Origin of the sequence: Actinomadura roseirufa, assembly GCF_900659635.1 — a bacterium.
GTDB classification, from domain to species: domain Bacteria; phylum Actinomycetota; class Actinomycetes; order Streptosporangiales; family Streptosporangiaceae; genus Spirillospora; species Spirillospora roseirufa.
Window position 1 is genome coordinate 1 of the sequence record NZ_CAACVB010000021.1, and the last position, 17,547, is coordinate 17,547.

Annotated in this window: 20 protein-coding genes; 4 read left to right on the forward strand and 16 right to left on the reverse strand. The window is 71.7% G+C overall.

Annotated features, from left to right (window positions below; genetic code table 11):
* The coding region (locus E1291_RS07025; protein WP_165494989.1) for an Hsp70 family protein at positions 1–299 on the forward strand (299 nt) is incomplete at its 5' end.
* Positions 300–310: 11 nt separating this feature from the next.
* On the opposite strand, the gene E1291_RS07030 is transcribed toward E1291_RS07025, so the two are convergent.
* The 4 genes from E1291_RS07030 to E1291_RS07040 all read right to left on the reverse strand — a co-directional run bounded on the left by E1291_RS07030 (position 311) and on the right by E1291_RS07040 (position 2,677).
* Positions 311–952 (reverse strand): TetR/AcrR family transcriptional regulator, encoded by a 642-nt coding sequence (locus tag E1291_RS07030; RefSeq protein WP_131736912.1) that lies wholly within the window; start codon positions 950–952, stop codon positions 311–313.
* A 5-nt stretch (positions 953–957) separates the two neighbouring features.
* Complete coding sequence (locus tag E1291_RS44535) at positions 958–1,089, reverse strand: hypothetical protein (protein WP_278045237.1); 132 nt, start codon at positions 1,087–1,089, stop codon at positions 958–960.
* 25 nt (positions 1,090–1,114) lie between these two features.
* Complete coding sequence (locus E1291_RS07035; RefSeq protein WP_131736913.1) at positions 1,115–1,675, reverse strand: NADPH-dependent FMN reductase; 561 nt, start codon at positions 1,673–1,675, stop codon at positions 1,115–1,117.
* A 288-nt stretch (positions 1,676–1,963) separates the two neighbouring features.
* A complete protein-coding gene (locus E1291_RS07040; protein ID WP_131736914.1) occupies positions 1,964–2,677 on the reverse strand; it encodes a GntR family transcriptional regulator in 714 nt (237 codons plus the stop codon).
* Between the two features lie 139 nt (positions 2,678–2,816).
* On the opposite strand from E1291_RS07040, the gene E1291_RS07045 reads away from it, so the two are divergent.
* Both E1291_RS07045 and E1291_RS07050 read left to right on the forward strand, forming a co-directional pair.
* Positions 2,817–3,422 (forward strand): TetR/AcrR family transcriptional regulator, encoded by a 606-nt coding sequence (locus tag E1291_RS07045; RefSeq protein WP_131736915.1) that lies wholly within the window; start codon positions 2,817–2,819, stop codon positions 3,420–3,422.
* Positions 3,423–3,562: 140 nt separating this feature from the next.
* The gene (locus E1291_RS07050; protein WP_131736916.1) at positions 3,563–4,189 is read left to right on the forward strand and encodes a TetR/AcrR family transcriptional regulator; all 627 of its coding nucleotides are present in this window, start codon (positions 3,563–3,565) and stop codon (positions 4,187–4,189) included.
* 40 nt (positions 4,190–4,229) lie between these two features.
* Here E1291_RS07050 and E1291_RS07055 read toward each other — a convergent pair whose 3' ends face one another.
* Positions 4,230–4,649 (reverse strand): nuclear transport factor 2 family protein, encoded by a 420-nt coding sequence (locus E1291_RS07055; protein ID WP_165494990.1) that lies wholly within the window; start codon positions 4,647–4,649, stop codon positions 4,230–4,232.
* Between the two features lie 37 nt (positions 4,650–4,686).
* Between E1291_RS07055 and E1291_RS07060 the strand changes: the two genes are divergently transcribed.
* Positions 4,687–5,385, forward strand: coding sequence for a GntR family transcriptional regulator (locus E1291_RS07060; protein ID WP_165494991.1), 699 nt, complete (start codon positions 4,687–4,689; stop codon positions 5,383–5,385).
* Between the two features lie 16 nt (positions 5,386–5,401).
* On the opposite strand, the gene E1291_RS07065 is transcribed toward E1291_RS07060, so the two are convergent.
* Genes E1291_RS07065 through E1291_RS07115 form a run of 11 tightly spaced genes read right to left on the reverse strand, consistent with a single transcriptional unit; the run spans position 5,402 to position 17,503 of the window.
* On the reverse strand, positions 5,402–6,979 hold the full coding sequence (locus tag E1291_RS07065; RefSeq protein WP_131736919.1) for an acyl-CoA synthetase: 1,578 nt from the start codon (positions 6,977–6,979) through the stop codon (positions 5,402–5,404).
* The gene (locus E1291_RS07070; RefSeq protein ID WP_131736920.1) at positions 6,976–8,154 is read right to left on the reverse strand and encodes an acyl-CoA dehydrogenase family protein; all 1,179 of its coding nucleotides are present in this window, start codon (positions 8,152–8,154) and stop codon (positions 6,976–6,978) included. Before E1291_RS07070 ends, E1291_RS07065 begins: the two co-directional genes overlap by 4 nt.
* Positions 8,151–9,059 (reverse strand): SDR family NAD(P)-dependent oxidoreductase, encoded by a 909-nt coding sequence (locus E1291_RS07075; protein WP_131736921.1) that lies wholly within the window; start codon positions 9,057–9,059, stop codon positions 8,151–8,153. Before E1291_RS07075 ends, E1291_RS07070 begins: the two co-directional genes overlap by 4 nt.
* Positions 9,052–10,263: a CaiB/BaiF CoA transferase family protein gene (locus tag E1291_RS07080; RefSeq protein ID WP_207400604.1), complete on the reverse strand. Its 1,212-nt coding sequence runs from the start codon at positions 10,261–10,263 to the stop codon at positions 9,052–9,054. Before E1291_RS07080 ends, E1291_RS07075 begins: the two co-directional genes overlap by 8 nt.
* Entirely contained in the window at positions 10,260–11,462 is a 1,203-nt protein-coding gene (locus tag E1291_RS07085; protein ID WP_131736922.1) for an acetyl-CoA acetyltransferase, read from the reverse strand. The genes E1291_RS07080 and E1291_RS07085 overlap by 4 nt, the downstream gene beginning before the upstream one ends.
* Before the next feature lie 2 nt (positions 11,463–11,464).
* On the reverse strand, positions 11,465–12,868 hold the full coding sequence (locus E1291_RS07090; RefSeq protein ID WP_131736923.1) for an OB-fold domain-containing protein: 1,404 nt from the start codon (positions 12,866–12,868) through the stop codon (positions 11,465–11,467).
* Positions 12,865–13,269 carry a MaoC/PaaZ C-terminal domain-containing protein gene (locus E1291_RS07095; protein ID WP_131736924.1) on the reverse strand — a complete coding sequence of 135 codons (405 nt, stop codon included), beginning with the start codon at positions 13,267–13,269 and terminating at the stop codon, positions 12,865–12,867. The genes E1291_RS07090 and E1291_RS07095 overlap by 4 nt, the downstream gene beginning before the upstream one ends.
* A complete protein-coding gene (locus E1291_RS07100; protein WP_131736925.1) occupies positions 13,266–13,667 on the reverse strand; it encodes an FAS1-like dehydratase domain-containing protein in 402 nt (133 codons plus the stop codon). The genes E1291_RS07095 and E1291_RS07100 overlap by 4 nt, the downstream gene beginning before the upstream one ends.
* 1 nt (position 13,668) lies before the next feature.
* Positions 13,669–14,457 carry an enoyl-CoA hydratase/isomerase family protein gene (locus E1291_RS07105; protein ID WP_131736926.1) on the reverse strand — a complete coding sequence of 263 codons (789 nt, stop codon included), beginning with the start codon at positions 14,455–14,457 and terminating at the stop codon, positions 13,669–13,671.
* Positions 14,454–15,848 (reverse strand): aldehyde dehydrogenase family protein, encoded by a 1,395-nt coding sequence (locus E1291_RS07110; protein WP_131736927.1) that lies wholly within the window; start codon positions 15,846–15,848, stop codon positions 14,454–14,456. Before E1291_RS07110 ends, E1291_RS07105 begins: the two co-directional genes overlap by 4 nt.
* Positions 15,845–17,503, reverse strand: coding sequence for a thiamine pyrophosphate-binding protein (locus tag E1291_RS07115; RefSeq protein ID WP_131736928.1), 1,659 nt, complete (start codon positions 17,501–17,503; stop codon positions 15,845–15,847). The genes E1291_RS07110 and E1291_RS07115 overlap by 4 nt, the downstream gene beginning before the upstream one ends.
* Positions 17,504–17,547: the final 44 nt, after the last annotated feature.

Here is a 17,547-nt window from a genome sequence, read left to right on the forward strand (position 1 = left end):
TGCCCAAGGACGACATCGAGAAGATGATGCGCGACGCCGAGCAGTACGCCGAGGAGGACCGCCGCCGCAAGGAGGAGGCCGACGTCCGCAACCAGGCCGGCACGCTCATCTATATGACCGAGAAGGTCCTGCGGGAGAACGGCTGGAAGCTCCCCGAGGGACTGAGAACCTCGGCGAACGAGGCGATCGCCGAAGTGAAGAGGGCCCTGGACGGCACCGACATCGAGGCGGTCAAGGGCAGCGCCGACCGGCTCGCCCAGGTCGGTCAGAGGCTGAGCGCGGCGGTATCCGGGCAATGACCCCGGGCGCGTCAGAACTGTGGCTCGATGCCCTTGCGGAGGAGGGTGGCCAGTTCGATCACGGCCTCCTGGTAGGTGATGCCCTGGCTTCTCAGCAGGCCCGGGTCCTGCAGGCGGTCGAGCGCGGCGTCGATGATCTCCGCGACGACCGCCGCGCGCAGCGGGCGCACGCGGTCGCGGCGCATGCCCTCCTCCAGCAGCTCGCGCAGCAGCCCCGTCGTGCGGCGGTAGTGGTCCGCCATCAGGCGCCGTGCCGCGGGGAATCCCTCGATGTCCTCCAGCAGCCGCAGCGTGGACCTCTTCGGCTCTGACGCTCCGACGTGCAGGAAGGCGTCGATCCGCTCCAGCGGGTCGTCGATGCCGGCGACCTTCTGCTCGCTGATGCGCCCGAAACGTCGCAGCCGCCGGTCGAGCACGATGAGCACCAGCTCCCCCTTGGAGGGCGCCAGCTCATAGAGGGTCCGGCGTGAGCAGCGGAGCCGGGCCGCCAGCTGCGCGACGGTGAACTTGGCGAACCCCTCCTCCAGGAACAGGGCTTCCAGCTCGTCCAGGAGTTCGCGGCCTCGGGCGCTGAGCTGCGACGAGGGCGGTCCGAGCCGCGGAGGCGCCGTACCCGCCCGCGACCCGACGGCTTCTGAGTCGGTGTCGGACACCGGCCTCACAGTAGCCGTTTCGGGTTCGCGGGACGGACCTGGTGCCCCCGGACGGCGAGCGCGGAACGACCATCGGTCACGCGGTCGACCGGCTCGGCGGCTCCGGCCGGGCCTGCCATGGCCTCCGGGTCGAGCATGGCACTCCCCCGTTTCCCTCCGGCTCTATCGCACGCGCAGCGGGGCGAGCGCCTCGCTCCAGGCCACCACCTGGTCCAGGGTGGTGTTCAGAGTTTCGAGTTGAAAGTCGCAGGGCTTGAACTTCGTGAAGTCCTCGAAGTCATGGAACAGCGACAGCGCGACCTGGGAGCGGACGTCCGCCATCATCATCGCGCCCGTGATCAGCCGGAGGTGCTCCACCGCCCTGGTGCCGCCGTGCGAGCCGTAGCTCACAAAGCCGACGGCCTTGTTCTGCCACTCGGCGGAAAGGAAGTCGATGGCGTTCTTCAGCGCGCCGGACGTGGAGTGGTTGTACTCCGGGGTCACCATGACGAACCCGTCGAACGAGGCGACCTTCTCCGCCCATTCCAGCGTGTGCGGCTGGGCGTACTGCCCCAGAGCGGGCGGGACGATCTCGTCCAGCTGCGGGAGCTTGTAGTCCAGCAGGTCGACCAGCTCGAACTCCGCGCCCGCGCGCCGCGCGGCCACCTCGTGCACCCAGCGGCCGATGGCCTCACCGTTGCGTCCGGGACGGGTGCTGCCGATGATGATGCCGATCTTGGTCATGCCCACTCCTTGCCACGTCGCTCCGACCAGATCCCCTCACCTAGTGCCTCGCGACACCGCGTGACGTCGCGCGATTCAGGAGCGGTACCAGAGAGGAGACTTTGGTACCGTAAGCGTCCTCATTCGCCCCCGTCAAGAGCCTGAGCAGGAGAAACCGAGCGACTCCCGTGCCGGGCGGACGTTCGCCGGCGGGCGTGGTGAGCTAGCGCGATCCGGTTCTTCACCGGTCGCGGATGGGGAGTGATGTCGCGCGACGCACCGGAGGCCCGGTGGGCGACGCGGCCACGACTACCGGTTGCCGCCCGATTCGTCCCGGCGGTACTCCAGGAGCAGGTCCGTCGTGCGCTGGATGTGCGGCACCGCGAGGTCGACCGCGCGCCCGGCGTCGTGGGCCAGGGCCGCTTCGAGCAGGGCGGCGTGGTCCTCGTCGAGCGTGCGCCGGATCACGTCGCGCGCGTCGGCGGGGATCAGCGCGCGCGTCCAGTGCCGGTACAGCTCGGCGCCCTCGAACAGCTCTTGGCGGATCCCCTTGAGCAGGGGGCTCGTGCACGCGGCCGACAGCGCCTCGTGGAAATCGGAGTGCGCCTGCACCCACTGCGGGTTCACGCCCGCGCCGCGCTCGGACGTCCCGGACGCGGGAGCCACGCTCTTTAGGCGGTGGTGCGCCGCGACGAGGCGGGTCTCCCAGTCGAGCCCGCCCAGGGTCACCGACTCGCCGATCGTGAGCCGCTCGATCTCGATCCGCACCCGGGTGAGATCGAGCAGCTCGGCTTCGGAGAGCGGGGTCACGCGGTAGCCGCGCTGCGGGGTGGCCTGGACGAGGTACTCCGCCGACAGGCGGGTCACGGCCTCGCGGACCACGGTCAGGCTGACGCCGTATCCCTTGGCCATCTCGCCGAGGTTGAGGCGGTCGCCGGGGGCGAGCCGGCCGGCGCGGATGTCGTCCTTGACCGACCGGTAGACGTCCTGCGCCCTCGTCCGTGCGTCACCGCGCTGCGCCATGGCGGCAAGCCTACCGCGAGCGGCACTACAAAATCGATTGCCCAGTCAATACTCGACTTACCGGCCACCAGATCCTCGGCACGTTTCCCCCACGCCCGTCGGGTAGGTCTATAAGACGCACGGGCTGGAGGTGGACCAGATGACGGAGGACGACGGCAGGCCGATGGACGACGGGCTGATCGCCGCCGCCATCCGCCTTTTCAGCGACCTGGGGTACGACACCGTCGACACGGACATGCTCGCCGGCGCCTCGGGCATGAGCGCCGATGCCCTGACTCAGTACGGAGGCAAGCGCGGCCTCTACGAGGCCGCGTTCGACTACGCGGCGAAAGCATGTCAGGAATATATGGAGGCGGCCCTGGCCAGGGCGCCCCAGGGGCCGGAAAGCGCGATCCTCCTGTTCGACGAATACCTGAACTACTCCGTCGCCAACCCTCAGATCGCCGGTCTCTGGATGCAGCGTTGGATGTCGGACGCCAGTGATATCCCGAACATGGAGAAACGTTTCGGAGGCGTGCCGGTCCTCCAGCAGTGGTCCGGGAGGCTTGACAAGGTCATCCCTGAGGACATGGATTCGGCGATGACCGTGAGGATGCTCGTGTGGATGATCCATAACTTCGTTCGGGGCGGTTTCGTCGGCATAGACGGCCACCGCCATACGGCGGAGGAACCACAGGCGGTGGAGCAGCTCCGCGACCATCTGCACAAGACGATCACGAATCTCGCTCGTCGACCCGAGCGGTGACGCCTTCACCCGCTCGGACGGAACGCGCTGATGCCGGGCACGGCGAGCATGGATTTGATCCGCGGCTCAGAGTCGAAGCTCATGTTCTCCGTGACCAGTGCGGTGTAGGTCTGCAAGAGGCGTCGGCTGGAGTGGGCCAGATGACGGAGGACAACGGGATGACGGAGGACAACGGGATGCCGATGGACGACGGCCTGCTCGCCGCCGCCGTCCGCCTCTTCAGCGACCTGGGGTACGACACGGTCGACACGGAGATGCTCGCCGGCGCCTCGGGCATCAGCGCCGACGCCCTGAACCGCGAATACGGAGGAAAGCGCCGCATCTACCAAGCCGCCTTCGTGCACGCGGCGGGCGCATGTCTTGATCATATGGAAGCCGCCATGACAAGGCCCGTCCAGGGACCGGAACGCGCGATGTTCTTGTTCGACGAATACCTGAACTACTCCATCGCCAACCCTCAGATCGCCGGTCTCTGGATGCAACGGTGGATGGCGGACGCCAGCGATCTCCCGAACATGGAGCAGAGTTTCGGCGGAGTCCCGGTCTTCAAGCAATGGTCCGCAGAGATCGAGAAGATCGTCGCCGATGACATGGACGCGGCGATGACTTTGCGAATGCTCGTGTGGATGATCAACACATTTGTTCGAGGCGGCTATGTCGGCGTAGACGGTCATCGCTATACGGCGGACGAGGCGGATGCGGTGGACCAGTTCCGCGATCATCTGCACATGACCATCAAGTATCTCGCCCGCCGGTCCGGGCGGTGACGACCGGCGAGCCCTTCGCCCCGCTCGCTCTCCTCCGCCCTCAGGTGCGGTCGACGCTGATCTCGGGCACCGCGAGCATGAACCTGATGCGCCGCTCGGAGTCGAAGCTCATGATCTCGGTGACCAGGGCCGTGATGGTGGCGCCGGAGGAGTCCTCGACGACAACCCGGAACTGGAAGGCGGCGTGGTCGCCGTGAACCGTGATCTCACCGACGCGGGTCACCTCCGTCACCGCCGCGGGTCGTGTGCGCAGGTAGAAGGCACGAATCGCGGCGGCCCCCCGAACCGGCGGGCTCCCGATGGGGTCGATCAGTTCGGCGTCCGGGTGGTAGAACGCGGCCAGCGCGTCCATGTCCTGTGCCGCCAGTGCTTCGAGATAGCGCCCGACGGCCGCCGTGATGGCCGCTCGCGCCGGGTCCGGCGCGGGTCCCGTAATGAAGTCGATTTCACTTTCTGACATCGATTTTTTGCCCTTCTTTTTCGATACGATGGTCCGCATGAACCCGAAACAGACCCGCGTGTCCGTGGTGTGCGACGGTCTGCGCGACGAGATCCGGCTCGGCACGCTGCAGCCCGGCCAGCAGATCGATCTCGCGCAGGTGCGGGCGCGTTACGGCGTGAGCCTCACGGTGGTGCGGGAGGCGGTGACGCGGCTCGCGTCCGAGCGGCTGGTGAAGTCGGTTCCCCAGCAGGGTTTCTCCGTGTGGCCGCTGTCGGCCGACGGCCTGAACGACATCACCCGGGTCCGTGTGCAGATCGAGTCGCTGACGGTCCATGACTCGGTGACGATGGGCGACCTGAACTGGGAGAGCGAGCTCGTCTCCGCGCACCACCGCCTCGCGGCCATGCAGGCGCGCGCCGAGGAGGGGGTTCCCTCGCTGGACGCGATGAGGGCGCACGACGCCTTCCACGACGCGCTGTCGTCCGCGTGCACGAGCCCGCTGCTCAAGGAGATCCGCCAGCAGCTGTTCCGCAACTCCGAGCTGTATCGCTACTGGTCGGCGCTGCCCGCCGTCCCGAAGAGGACGCGCGAACGCGTCGCGGGAGAGCATCAGCGGTTGCTCGACGCGGCGCTGGCGCACGACGCCGACCTCGCGGTCGAGCTGATGGTCACCCACATCCAGCACGCGACCGACGCGCTGCTGGCGCGGGCGAAGGCCGCCGGCGCGGACCGCGACGGCGCCGGCCGGAGCTAGGGACGCGGGCACCGCGTCAGATCGCCCGGCCGGCATCGCGCCAGTACGGCTCGCGCAGCCGCTGCTTGAACACCTTGCCCGAGTCCTCGCGCGGCAGCCGGTCATGGAAGGTGACGAGCTTCGGCGCCTTGAACCTCGCCAGGGTGCCGGCGACGTGCGCCCGGACCGCAGACTCCGTCAGGACGGCGCCCGGCTGGACCTCGATCGCCGCGGCGATGGACTCGCCGAACTCCTCGTCCGGGGCTCCGAAGACCGCGCAGTCGCGGACGCCCGCGAGCTGCAGGATGGCGGCCTCGATCTCGGCCGGGTAGACGTTGACGCCACCGGTGATGATCATGTCGCGCTTGCGGTCGCACAGGTAGAGGTAGCCGTCGGCGTCCAGGTAGCCGACGTCCCCGCCGGTCAGGAGCCCCGCCCGCTCCGCGGCGGCGCGCTCCTCCGGCCGCCCCTGGTAGGTGAAGTCCCCGAAGCCCGCCGAGCGCATGTAGATGTCGCCGACCCGGCCCGGCGGCAGGTCGTTGCCGTCGTCGTCGAGGATGCGCACGGTACAGGAGGCGAAGGGCCGGCCGACCGTCCCCGGGTGACCGAGCCACTCGTGGCTGTCGCACCCGACCATGGCCCCGGCCTCGGTACAGCCGTAGTACTCGTGCACGATCGGCCCGAACCAGTCGATGATCGCGCGCTTGACGTCCGGCGGGCACGGCGCCCCGGCGTGCACGACGTGGCGCAGGCTGCCGACGTCGTAGGACGCGCGCACCTCCTCGGGAAGGCGCAGCAGGCGGACGAACATCGTCGGCACCAGGTGCAGCGCCGTGATCCGATGCTCCTCGACCAGGCGCAGCAGCCCTTCGGCGTCGAACCGGTCCTGCAGCACCAGGAAACCGCCGAGGCGGGCGGCCGACAGGGCGTACAGGTTCGGCGCCGAGTGGTACATCGGCCCGGTGATCACGGTCCGCATCTCCGGGTGCAGGCCGAGCGCCGCGAACTTGTCCCTGGTGTAGGCGACGGCCTGTTCGGCCGTCTCGTCGTAGGCGAGCCGGCGAACGCCCTTCGGCCGTCCCGTCGTCCCCGACGTGTAGATCATCGAGAGCGGCGAGGACACCCGCCCGAGGTCGCGTTCGGGCGCCTCGTCCCGCCATCGCTCGTAGATCTCCTCCCCCGGCGGCCGGTGCTCCGGGCCGGGCCGGGCGCCGTAGGCCTTCAAGGTCGCCGCCGGCGTGCGGACGGCGACGACCGTGACCCGCGCGGGGAGCGCGCCTCGCAGCGGTACGAGCAGGTCCTCGTGCGCGAACAGCACGGCGGCGGCGGAGTCGTCGAGGATGTAGGCGACGTCGGCCGCGGAGTCGTGCCAGTTGATCGGCACCGGGTTGACGCCGAGCGCGGCCGCGGCGAAGGAGATCTCGAAGAACGGGTGGTCGTTGCGCAGCAGCAGCGCGACCGTGTCGCCGCGGCGCAGGCCCATCGCCGTCATCGCGGACGCGACTCTGCCGGCCCGCCGCCGCAGTTCCTCAAGGGGGACGAACCGTCCCCCGGAGAGCACGCCCTCACCGAGTTCGGGCCGAACGGCCCCGTGCACGGTCCTGTTCCCGGTCATAGCCCCATCCCTCGGCCGATGACTTCCTTCATGATCTCCGTGGTCCCGCCGAGGATCCGCATGACCCGGGTGTCGCGCCAGGCCCGCGAGACGGGATATTCGTCCATGTATCCGTAGCCGCCGTGGAGCTGGACGCAGCCGTCCACGACCCGATGGCACATCTCCGTCGTCCACCACTTGGCCTCGGCCGCCGCCTCCGGCGTGAGCTCGCCGGCGTTGAGGGCCTCGATCTGGCGGTCGACGAAGACGCGCGCGATGTCGATCTCGGTCCGCATCTCGGCGAGCCGGAACCTGCTGTTCTGGAACGAGCCGATCGGGCGGCCGAAGGCATGGCGCTCCCCGACGTAGCCGAGGGTCAGGTCCAGCGCGGCCTCCGCCTGGGCGACGGCGCCGACGGCGATCGACAGCCGCTCGCGGGGCAGCTTGGTCATCAGCTGCGCGAAGCCGCCGCCCTCCGCACCGAGCCGGTTGGCGACCGGCACGCGGACGTCGGTGAAGAACAGCTCGCCCGTGTCGGCCGAGTGCTGCCCGGCCTTGGCGAGCCTGCGTCCGCGCTCAAGGCCGGGGCGGTCGGCCTCGACGACGATGATGCTGATCCCCCGGTGCCGCTGCGTCGGGTCCGTCTTGCAGGCCAGCAGCAGCAGGTCGAAGTTCTGCGAGTTGCTGATGAAGGTCTTCGCGCCGTTGATGACGTAGTGGTCCCCGTCGCGCGTCGCGGTGGTCGTCATGGCAGCGACATCGGACCCGCAGGACGGTTCGGTCATCGCGAGCGCGGTCACCAGCGTGCCGGCGCAGATTCCCGGCAGCCACCGGTCGCGCTGGGCGTCGGTCGCCGCGTCCAGGAAGTACGGGACGCAGACGTCGATGTGCAGGTGCAGCCCGGCGACGCTACTGGCCACGTGCGCCCGCGCGCCCTCCTCGGTGATGATCGCGTTGTACCGGAAGTCGGGGACGCCGCCGCCCCCGTGACTCTCGGGGACGTCGATGCCGAGCAGCCCGGCGGCGCCGGCCCGTGCGAACAGCTCCTTGTCGACCATGCCCGCGCGGCACCACTCCTCGTGCCGCGGGACGATGTCACGCTCGACGAAGGCGCGCACGGTCTGCCGGAACAGGTCGTGCGAGGCGTCGAAGCCCGGCCGCGCGAGGGAGAACGGCCGTCCCGCGACCGCGCTCATCGGTCCAGAGCTGCCCGCACCAGCTCAAGCTCGGTCTGCGCGTCGGTGGGCACGACGTAGCCGTCCAGGTCACGGATGCTGTCCAGGTTCGCGAGGACGCTCTCGGCGCTCGCCGGCTCGGTGGTGTCGCCGACCCAGCCGGGGCTGAGGCCGATGAAGGCCCGCGCGTAGCGGCCTCCGCCGACCGAGAAGATCTCGTGCGTGAGGGCGCACTGCTCGGAGACGAGGGCGACCGCCAGGGGGACGACGTGCTCGGGCAGGAGCCGCGCTTCGAGTCCGCCCAGCATGTTCTCGGTGAGCCGGGAGAGGGCGAAGGGCGCGATGACGTTCGCGGTGATGCCGTTCCGCGCGCCCTCGATGGCGAGCACGTTGGCGAGCCCGAGCAGGCCGAGCTTGGCGGCGGCGTAGTTGGCCTGCCCGAAGTTGCCCCACAGTCCGGCGGCCGAGGTGGTGAACAGGATCCGGCCGTACTTGTTCGCCTTCATCGCGGTGAACGCGGGCCGGGTGACGTTGAAGGCCCCGTGCAGGTGGACGTCGATCACGCGGTGGATGTCGTCGGCGGACAGCTTCTCGAAGGAGCGGTCGCGCAGGATGCCGGCGTTGTTGATCAGGATGTCGACCCGTCCGAAGGCGTCGAGCGCCGTCTGGACGATGCGCGCGCCGCCCTCGGCGTCGGCGACGGAGTCGACGTTGGCGACGGCCTCACCGCCGTTCTCGGTGATGGCGGCGACGGTCCGTTCCGCGGCCGTCGAGGCGCCGCCGCTGCCGTCGGGGGCGCCGCCGAGGTCGTTGACCACGACCTTGGCGCCGCGGCGCGCCAGTTCGAGGGCGTAGGCGCGCCCGAGCCCGGCGCCGGCGCCGGTCACGATGGCGACGCGGCCGGCGAAGTTCAGGTCCTCACTCATCGGATTCCTCCGTCAGGTTCGCAGGGGTGGTGGCGGGCACGGCGACGGCGCCGTCGGACGTCGCGCGCCGGACGAGCGCCGGCGGCACGCCCCAGTCCAGGAGCGCGTCCGGCCCGTGCGCGCCGAGCGGCGGTGGTGCGGCCGGGCGCCCGGCGGGAGTGCGGCTGAAGCGGGGCGCGGGGGCGGGCTGCGTCACTCCGGCGACGTCGATCATGACGCCGCGGCTCGCCAGATGCGGGTCGTGGGCCGCCTCGTCGAGGGAGAGCACGGGCGAGACGCAGACGTCCGCGTCCGCCAGGACGTCCTCCCACTCGGCGCGCGTGCGGGACGCGATCCGCCGCGCGAAGGCGTCGCGCGTCCTCGGCCACGTCGACCGGTCGTGCTGGTCCGCCGGGTCGAGGTCGAGATCGAGCCGCCGGACCAGCTCGGTGTAGAACCGCGGCTCGACCGCGGCGACGGCCAGCAGCCGGCCGTCCGCGGTGGGGTAGGTGTCATAGAACGGGGCGCCGCCGTCGAGCAGGTTCGTCCCGCGCGGGCCGGACCAGTGGCCGTCCGTGTGCAGGCCGTGGATGAACGTGGTGAGCAGCGCGGCGCCGTCGACCATCGCGGCGTCGACGACCTGCCCGCGGCCGGACCGGGCGCGGTCGGCCAGCGCCGCCAGGATCCCGATCACCAGGAGCATGCCGCCGGCGGCGAAGTCGCCGAGCAGGTTCACCGGGATCGCCGGCGGCCGCTCGGGGTCCCGTCCGATGAGGCCGAGCGCGCCCGACACCGCGATGTAGTTGAGGTCGTGTCCGGCCTTGTGCGCGTACGGGCCGTCCTGCCCCCAGCCGGTGAGACGTCCGTAGACCAGGCCCGGGTTGCTCTCGGAGAAGGCGTCCGGTCCGAGACCGAGCCGCTCCATGACGCCGGGGCGGTTGCCCTCGATGAGGACGTCCGCGCGGGTCACCGCGGCGTGCGCGAGCGCGGCGCCGCCGCCGGTCTTGAGGTCGATGGCCACGGACCGCCGTCCTCGCCCGAGGATCTGGGTGCGCGCCGGAGCGGGCGCGGGGCGCGCCGACGGGCCGTCGCCGGTGGCACGGTCGATCCGCAGGACGTCCGCGCCGAGGTCGGCGAGCATCAGCGCGGCGAACGGCGCGGGCGCGATGCCCGCGAACTCGACGACGCGCAGACCGGCCAGCGGTCCGCTGGGGGGCTGGTTCACGATGCGGGCTCGCTCCCCACGATGCTGACGAAGCTGACGCAGGCGCCCGGCTGGCCGCCGAGGTTGTGGGTGAGGCCGAGCGTGCGTCCCGCCTCGACCGTCGCGAGCCGCCGGTCGGCCGGCGCCTCGCCGCGCAGTTGCAGCCAGCATTCGAAGAGCATGCGCAGCCCGCTGGCGCCGATCGGGTGCCCGAAGCTCTTCAGCCCGCCGTCGGGGTTGACGGGCAGGTCGCCGTCGAGGTCGAAGGCGCCGGCCAGGACGTCCTTCCACGCCTGGCCGCGCTCGACGAACCCGAGATCCTCCATGAGGATAAGCTCGGTCGGCGTGAAGCAGTCGTGCACCTCGGCCAGGGCCAGTTCGGCGCGCGGGTCGGTGATCCCGGCCTGGCGGTAGGCCTCGGCCGAGGATCGGACGACCTCTTCGAACGTCGTGTAGTCGTACCCGCTGTCCATCGGGCCGGAGGCGGGCCCCGCGACGAACGAGAGCGCCTTCACGAACAGGGGACGGTCGGTGTAGCGGTAGGCGTCCTCGGCCCGCACGATGATCGCGGCGGCCGCTCCGTCGCTCACGCCGGAGCAGTCGTACACCCCCAGCGAGCCCGACACCCGCGGGCTCGCCTTGATCTTCTCGATCGAGACCTCCTTCTGGAACTGGGCGCGGGGGTTGCGGGCGCCGTTGTAGTGGTTCTTCCAGGCGATCCGCGCCTGGACGTCGCCCATCGTGGCCGCGTCGAGGCCGTACCGGTGCGCGTAGGCGGGCGAGAGCAGGCTGAACATCGACGGGCCGGTGAGCGGCACCTTCGTCCCGTCGTGCGCGGCCGACGCGGTCACCAGGCCGGAGTAGCCGGAGTCCTTGAGCTTCTCCGCGCCGATGGCCATCGCGGTGTCGTAGGCGCCGGAGGCGACCGCGTAGCAGGCGTTGCGGAAGGCGTCGCTCCCGGTCGCGCAGTAGTTCTCGTTCCGCGAGACGGGCTTGTAGTCGAGTTTCAGAGGACGGGACAGGGTGAGACCGGAGATGCCCGATCCCATCGTGCCGAGCCAGTAGGCGTCGACGCCGTCGCTGGTGGCCGACGCCGACTCCAGGGCCTGGGTGGAGGCGTCGACCAGGAGGTCGTCGACGCCGCGGTCCCAGTGTTCGCCGAAGGTGGTGCAGCCCATGCCCACGATGGCGACGCGGTCACGGATTCCGTTGGATGCCATGGTCAGCCCTTCTCCGCGCGAGCCGGTCGCGCCTTCCAGAAGTAGTCGTGGACGCCGTCCGCGGTGGTGTAGAAGCGGCGGAAGGTGAATTCGACGCGGTCGCCGACGGCGATCGAGCCGGCGTCGGCGTCGGTGAGCTCGCACTGGAACCGCCCGCCGCCGTCGAGGTCGACGACGGCGACGAGCACCGGCGGCGCGATGGAGAAGGCCAGATGGTCGACGGTGAAGGTGGTGATGGTCCCCCGCACCGACTGGAGGGGCTCGGGGGCCATCCGGTCCAGCGCCCGGCAGTTCAGGCAGATCCGCTCCGGCGGGAGATGGCGGGTCTCGCATTCCAGGCAGCGCGACCCGACGAACCCGAACTTCCATTCCGAGTTCCGCAGCGACGGCGGAGCCGCCGGACGGTCCGGGTCGGGGCGGCGCGGGGTGGCCCGCGGCAGCACGCCGCGCCACGTCAGCATGTCGAGGTAGTCCGCGGACGGGCCGTCGTGCGCGTCGGCGATCACCGGCCCGCGGTGGGACGTTCCGGCGAGGTTCCCCGCTCGCAGCACGAAGCAGTCGGCGCCGTCGGCCAGGACGAGCAGCACGATGGTCGCACCCGGTTCGGCGCGCTGCAGCACGTCCGTCAGGAGCAGCAGGGGGTGGGCCGCGCCGGTGACGCCGAGCGACGCCGAGCGGTCGTCGGCGTAGGCCGACGGTTCGACGCCGGACGCCGCGCGGGCGGCGCGCACCGCGCGGGCCTGGAGCCCGGTCACGATCAGGTGATCGACGTCGGCGGCCGTGACGCCGGCGCGGCCGAGGGCGTCCTGGAGCGCGGCGGCGGCGAGCGGAGCGTAGGCCGTCTCGCCGAACCGTTCCTCCCAGACCCGCGAGTACGGTTCGAGCGGGGGACGCCACCGGTCGAAGATCTCCGACGTCCGCGCCGCGACGGCGACCACCTCCGCGAGGTGGTCGTCCGATTGCGGTGCGACGACGAGGGCCGCGGAGCCGTCGCCGCCGTCGCTCTCGTCGGCCGAGCCGGGCAGGCCGACCCGGATGTCGGAGGCCACCACGACGCTGCTGCGTCCCGCCGCGGCGGCGTCGAGCGCGCCGCGCAGCGCCGCGCAGGTCGACCGCACCGCGCCGACGAAGTCGTAGGCCGCGCACTCGTCGGACAGGAGCGCGGCGGCGTGCACGACGGAGGCGTTGGTCCTGTCGGCGTAGGCGGGGCTGGTCGTGGCGAACAGCAGCTGGTCCGGGGAGAGCGGCAGATCGGCGAGCGCGCTGCGCGCGGCCTCGGCCGCCATGGACGTGCTGTCCTCGTCGAAGGCGGCGACCGAACGGGTGCCCCGCCCGCCGGCCAGGGCCGACTTGCGGTTGAGGCGGTGCGAGGGCAGGTAGGCGGCCGCCGAGACGATGTTGCTCACGGCGCCACGCTCACAACGGCCGTGCCCTGGACGGCGGTGCCGCCGGTCTGCCGGGTGCAGGTCAGGTCGACGGTGACGTCCGCGCCGTCCGCGACGGTGATCGTCCCGGAGCACTCCAGCACGTCGCCGGGCCAGACCTGCTCCTTGAACCGGACGCGGAACAGCTTGAGCGCCGACGGCGGGAACTCGTCGGTGAGGTAGGTCCCGAGCAGGCCCGCCGAGTACATGCCCATCGCGAACACGCTCGGGAATCCGGCGGAGAGGGCGAACGGCTCGTCGTGGTGGATCGGGTTGAAGTCGCCGGAGGCTCCCGCGTACCGCACGATGTCCGTCCGCGTCACCGGTCCGATGGTGCGCGGGGCGAGCGTGTGGCCGACCGCGTACCTCGCGGTTCCCGTCATGGCTTCTCCTCGGTCTCGATCAGGGTCGTGCGGTGCTCCACGCGCAGCCGGCCGGTCTCGTCGCGGTACTCGTGGACGATCGCCGCGAACCGCATCCGCCCGCCGCGGCGTCCCTCCTTCTCCGAGACGGGGCCGGGCCTGCTGGTCACGCTCAGGCGCGTCCCGGCGGCCGGCGGCGGGCCGTGGAAGACGTACTCCTCCTCGCCGTGCAGCAGGCGCTTGAGGTCGAAGCCGAGATCGTCGATCCCGAACTCGCCGGGCGGCTGCGCGATGAGGAAGGCCGTCGTCAGGAACGTCGGCGGGACGACCGCGTCGTCGCCGGTGTAGGCCGGGTTGGCCGACCCGGTGGCCCGCGCGAACTCCGCGATCTTCCCGGCCTCGGGGGTGAAGTCGTACATCTCAGGTCGTCCTCTCGTCGGGTGCCCGGTCGCCGGCCGCGCCGTTTCCGGCGAGCGCCTCGGCCGCGCGGCGGCGGAACTCCGGCGCGCAGAGCAGCCGGGTCTGGATCTCCAGGCACTGACGGAGATGGCCGTCGAGCGCGTCCCGCAGGCTCTCCCGGTGCAGCCGCGCGTAGCCTTCGAGCGTGTCCCGCGGAAGCGCCGCCAGTTCGGCCGCGCGCTGGAGCGCGGCGTCCAGTGCCGACTCGGGGTGCTCCACGGCGAGGCCGAGACGCGCCGCCTCGGCCGGGGTGATCCTTCCCGGGCTCGCCAGGACGCTCCAGAGCAGGCCCGGCGCGAGGCGGCGCAGGAGCAGCTCCCCGCCGATCCCCGGGATGACGCCCAGCGTGCCCCACCCCTGCCGCAGCCACCCGCGCGGTCCGATCGCGCGCCAGTCGCAGGCGAGGGCCAGGTCCATGCCGAGGCCGACGGCCGGGCCGTCGATGGCCGCGAGCACCGGCTTGGGCGTCCGGACGAGGAGCCGGACGACGCGGTGGAAGGTGTCGTACAGCAGATCGCGGACGGCGTCCGGCCCCTGCTCGACGACCTCCAGGATCGCGGGCAGGTTGCCGCCGGCGCAGAACGCGCCGTTGCCGGTGAGGACGACGACGGCCGCCTCGTCCGCCTGGTCGGCCCGCGTCAGCGCGGCGAGCAGTTCCTCGCCCTCGGCCGGGCCGAGGGCGTTGCGCTGCCGCGGCCAGTCCATGGTGACCACCCCGACGCCGTCGGCGAAGGTGACCCGTGCGCTCACGTGTTCGTCCCGGTGGTGTTGGGCTCGTAGTAGGTCTGGGCGTCGGAGAAGGACTCCAGGCCGGGCAGGCCGTTCTCGACGCCCAGCCCGCTGTCCTTGACGCCGCCGAAGGGCTGGTGCGGGCCGATCGGCAGGTGGGCGTTGAGCCAGACCGTGCCGCAGTCCAGGTCACCGGCGACGGCGCGGGCGCGTTCGAGATCCCTGCCCCACACCGAGCCGGCCAGCCCGTAGGGCCCGGCGTTGGCGCGGCGCACCGCGTCGTCGACGTCGGTGTAGGTGAGGACGGGCAGCGCGGGACCGAACTGCTCCTCCGCGACCAGGCCGCTGTCGTCGGAGGCGCCCGTGACGATGGTCGGCGGGTAGAAGTGCCCCGGCCCGGGGAGCCGCCGACCGCCGGTCACGGCGGTCGCGCCCCCGGCCACGGCGCCGTCCACCAGCTCCGAGACCCGCTCCAGCTGGGCGGCGGTGGTGAGCGGACCCATCTGCGTCTCGGGCGACGCGCCGTCCCCGACCCGGGTCCGCCGCGCGAGGTCGGCCAGGACGCCGACGAACTCGTCGTGCGCCCGCTCGGGAACATAGACCCGCTTCACCGACATGCAGACCTGGCCGGCGTTGATGAACGAGGCGGCGAAGATCTTGGCCGCGGCCGCCGGCACGTCGCAGTCGTCGAGGACGATCGCGGCGTCGTTCCCGCCGAGCTCCAGGGTCAGCCGCGAGAGGTTCGCCCCGGCGGCGGCCGCGATCCGCTTCCCCGTCGCCGTGGACCCGGTGAAGCTGATCTTCCTGGCGAGGGGGTGGGCGACCATGAGCCCGCCCACCTCGGCGTCCCCGGACAGCGGGGTCAGCACGCCGGGCGGCAGCACCCGGCCGAGCAGCTCGACCATGCGCAGCGTGCTCAGCGGGGTCACCGGGGACGGCTTGATGACCACGGTGTTGCCCGCCCGCAGGGCCGGCGCGATCTTCCAGGCCGCCAGCAGCAGCGGGAAGTTCCACGGCGTGATCGCCGCGACGACGCCGAGCGGACGGCGCCGGACGGCGACGCGCGCCGTCTCGTCGTCCTGGACGACGACGGGATCGACCGCGAGGCGCGCGAAGTACTCGAACCACTGCGCGCTCCGGCGGACCTCATGCCGGGCCTGTTCCAGGGGACGGCCCTGCTCGGCGGTGAGCAGGGGGGCCAGTTCGTCGACGGCGCCGAGCAGGAGCGCCGCCGCCCGCTCCAGGGCGTCGCGCCGTGCCTGCTCGTCGTGCCGCCACCGCGGGTACGCGGCCGAGGCCGCGTCGAAGGCCGCGGCGACGTCGGAGGCGCCGCTCTGTGGCGCGTAGCCGACGATCTCGCCGGTCGCGGGATTCTCGACGGCGAGCGCGCCGTCGGACGATGGAGGTGTCATGACTGCTTCGGAGCCTCCGCGTAGATCGTGGGCGCCATCGCGGCGCGGTCCGTCCGGGCGTCGATGACCGCCGGTCTCCCGGAGGCGACGGCCTCCTTGAGGGCCTGTTGCAGCTCCGCGCCGGAGTGGGCCACCCAGCTTCCGCAGCCGAGCGCGGCGCCGACGGCCGCCAGGTCGACGTGGGTGAACTGCCAGTTGCGGTCCTCGTCGGTGCCCGCCTCCCAGAGGATCGCCTCCTGGTTCATCCCCGCGTTGTTGTTGACGACCACGACGACCGGGATGTCGTAGCGGCACGCCGTCTCCAGCTCCGCGACGTGGTAGTAGAAGCCGCCGTCGCCGGTCAGGCAGACGACGGGCCGGTCCGGGGCGGCGCACTTGGCGCCGATGGAGGCGGGCAGCGCCCAGCCGAGCGACCCCGCCGCGCGGATGAACGTGTGCCCCTCCGACAGCTTCAGGTGGCGGGCCGACCAGGCGCCGACGTGGCCGGTGTCGCCGACCACGATGGCCTCGTCGGGAAGCGCGTCCGACAGGGCGCGCCACAGCCGCTCGGGGCGCATGAGCGGGGCCTCGGCGAGCTCGACCTCGTCCGCCTCCGCGTACCACTCGCGCTGCAGCCCGGCGATCCGCGCGAGCCACTCGGGCCGCTGCCGGGGGGCCGCGTCCGCCGCTTCGAGCTGGTTCAGCACGGCGTCGATGTCGCCGACCAGCGGGAGCGAGTCCCGGTAGTTCCGGCCCACTTCCTCGGGGTCGATGTCGATGTGAATGATGGTGGTGTCGTGGCCGGGGACGGTGTAGTCGCGGGTCGTCATGCTGCCGAGGGCGCTCCCTGCCACGAGCACGAGGTCGGCTTCGAGCACCGCGGCGTTCGCCTGGTCCCGGGCGTAGCCGCCGACCACCCCCGCCCAGAGCGGGTGGGCCTCCGGCAGGACGCCGAGACCGTTCAGCGAGGCGACGACGGGGATCTGCAGGCGCTCGGCGAACCGGCGCAGGGTCGCTTCCGCCCGTGAGCGCTTGACCCCTCCCCCGGCGAGGAGGATCGGACGCCGCGCGGTGGACAGCAGTTCCACCGCCGCCTTGACGAGCTCGGTGTCCGCGAGGGGCCGCAGCGCCGGGGCCCGTGTGTGGCGGGTCTCGATGACGACCTCGTCGTCGGCGATCTCGGCGGAGCTGGCCTTCCCGCCGGGGCCGTACAGCTCCAGGTGGACGGGGCGCGGGGCCCCGGTGGTCGCCGCCCGATAGGCCTGCCGCAGCAGTTCGGGGAGGCGCCGCCCGTCGTCCACGACGGTGTTGAACTTGGTGAGCCGATCGAAGATCGGCATGTCGTCGTGCTCCTGGTAGACGTTCTTGTGACGCGTGTCGGGCTCCGGCCCGCCGGTGAAGGCGACGACGGGCGACTTGGCCAGGTAGGCGTCGCGCAGGCCCGCCGCCAGGTTGGTCCCGCCGATCGCCTGGGCCCCGCACACGCCCGGCCGGCCGCTGACGCGCGCGTAGCCGTCCGCCATGTAGACCGCCGCCTTCTCGCCGTGCGCGACGACCGGCGTGACGCCGAGCCGGATGAGGCGCTTCATCGCCTCGTGCCCGAACACCGGGACGTGGAAGAAGTGCGTCACCCCGCTCTCGCTGAGCATGGTGGCGAGGGCTTCCTGGGTCTTCATGTGGCTGTCTCCTCAAGCCTAATCGACTTCTACTAATAAAATCG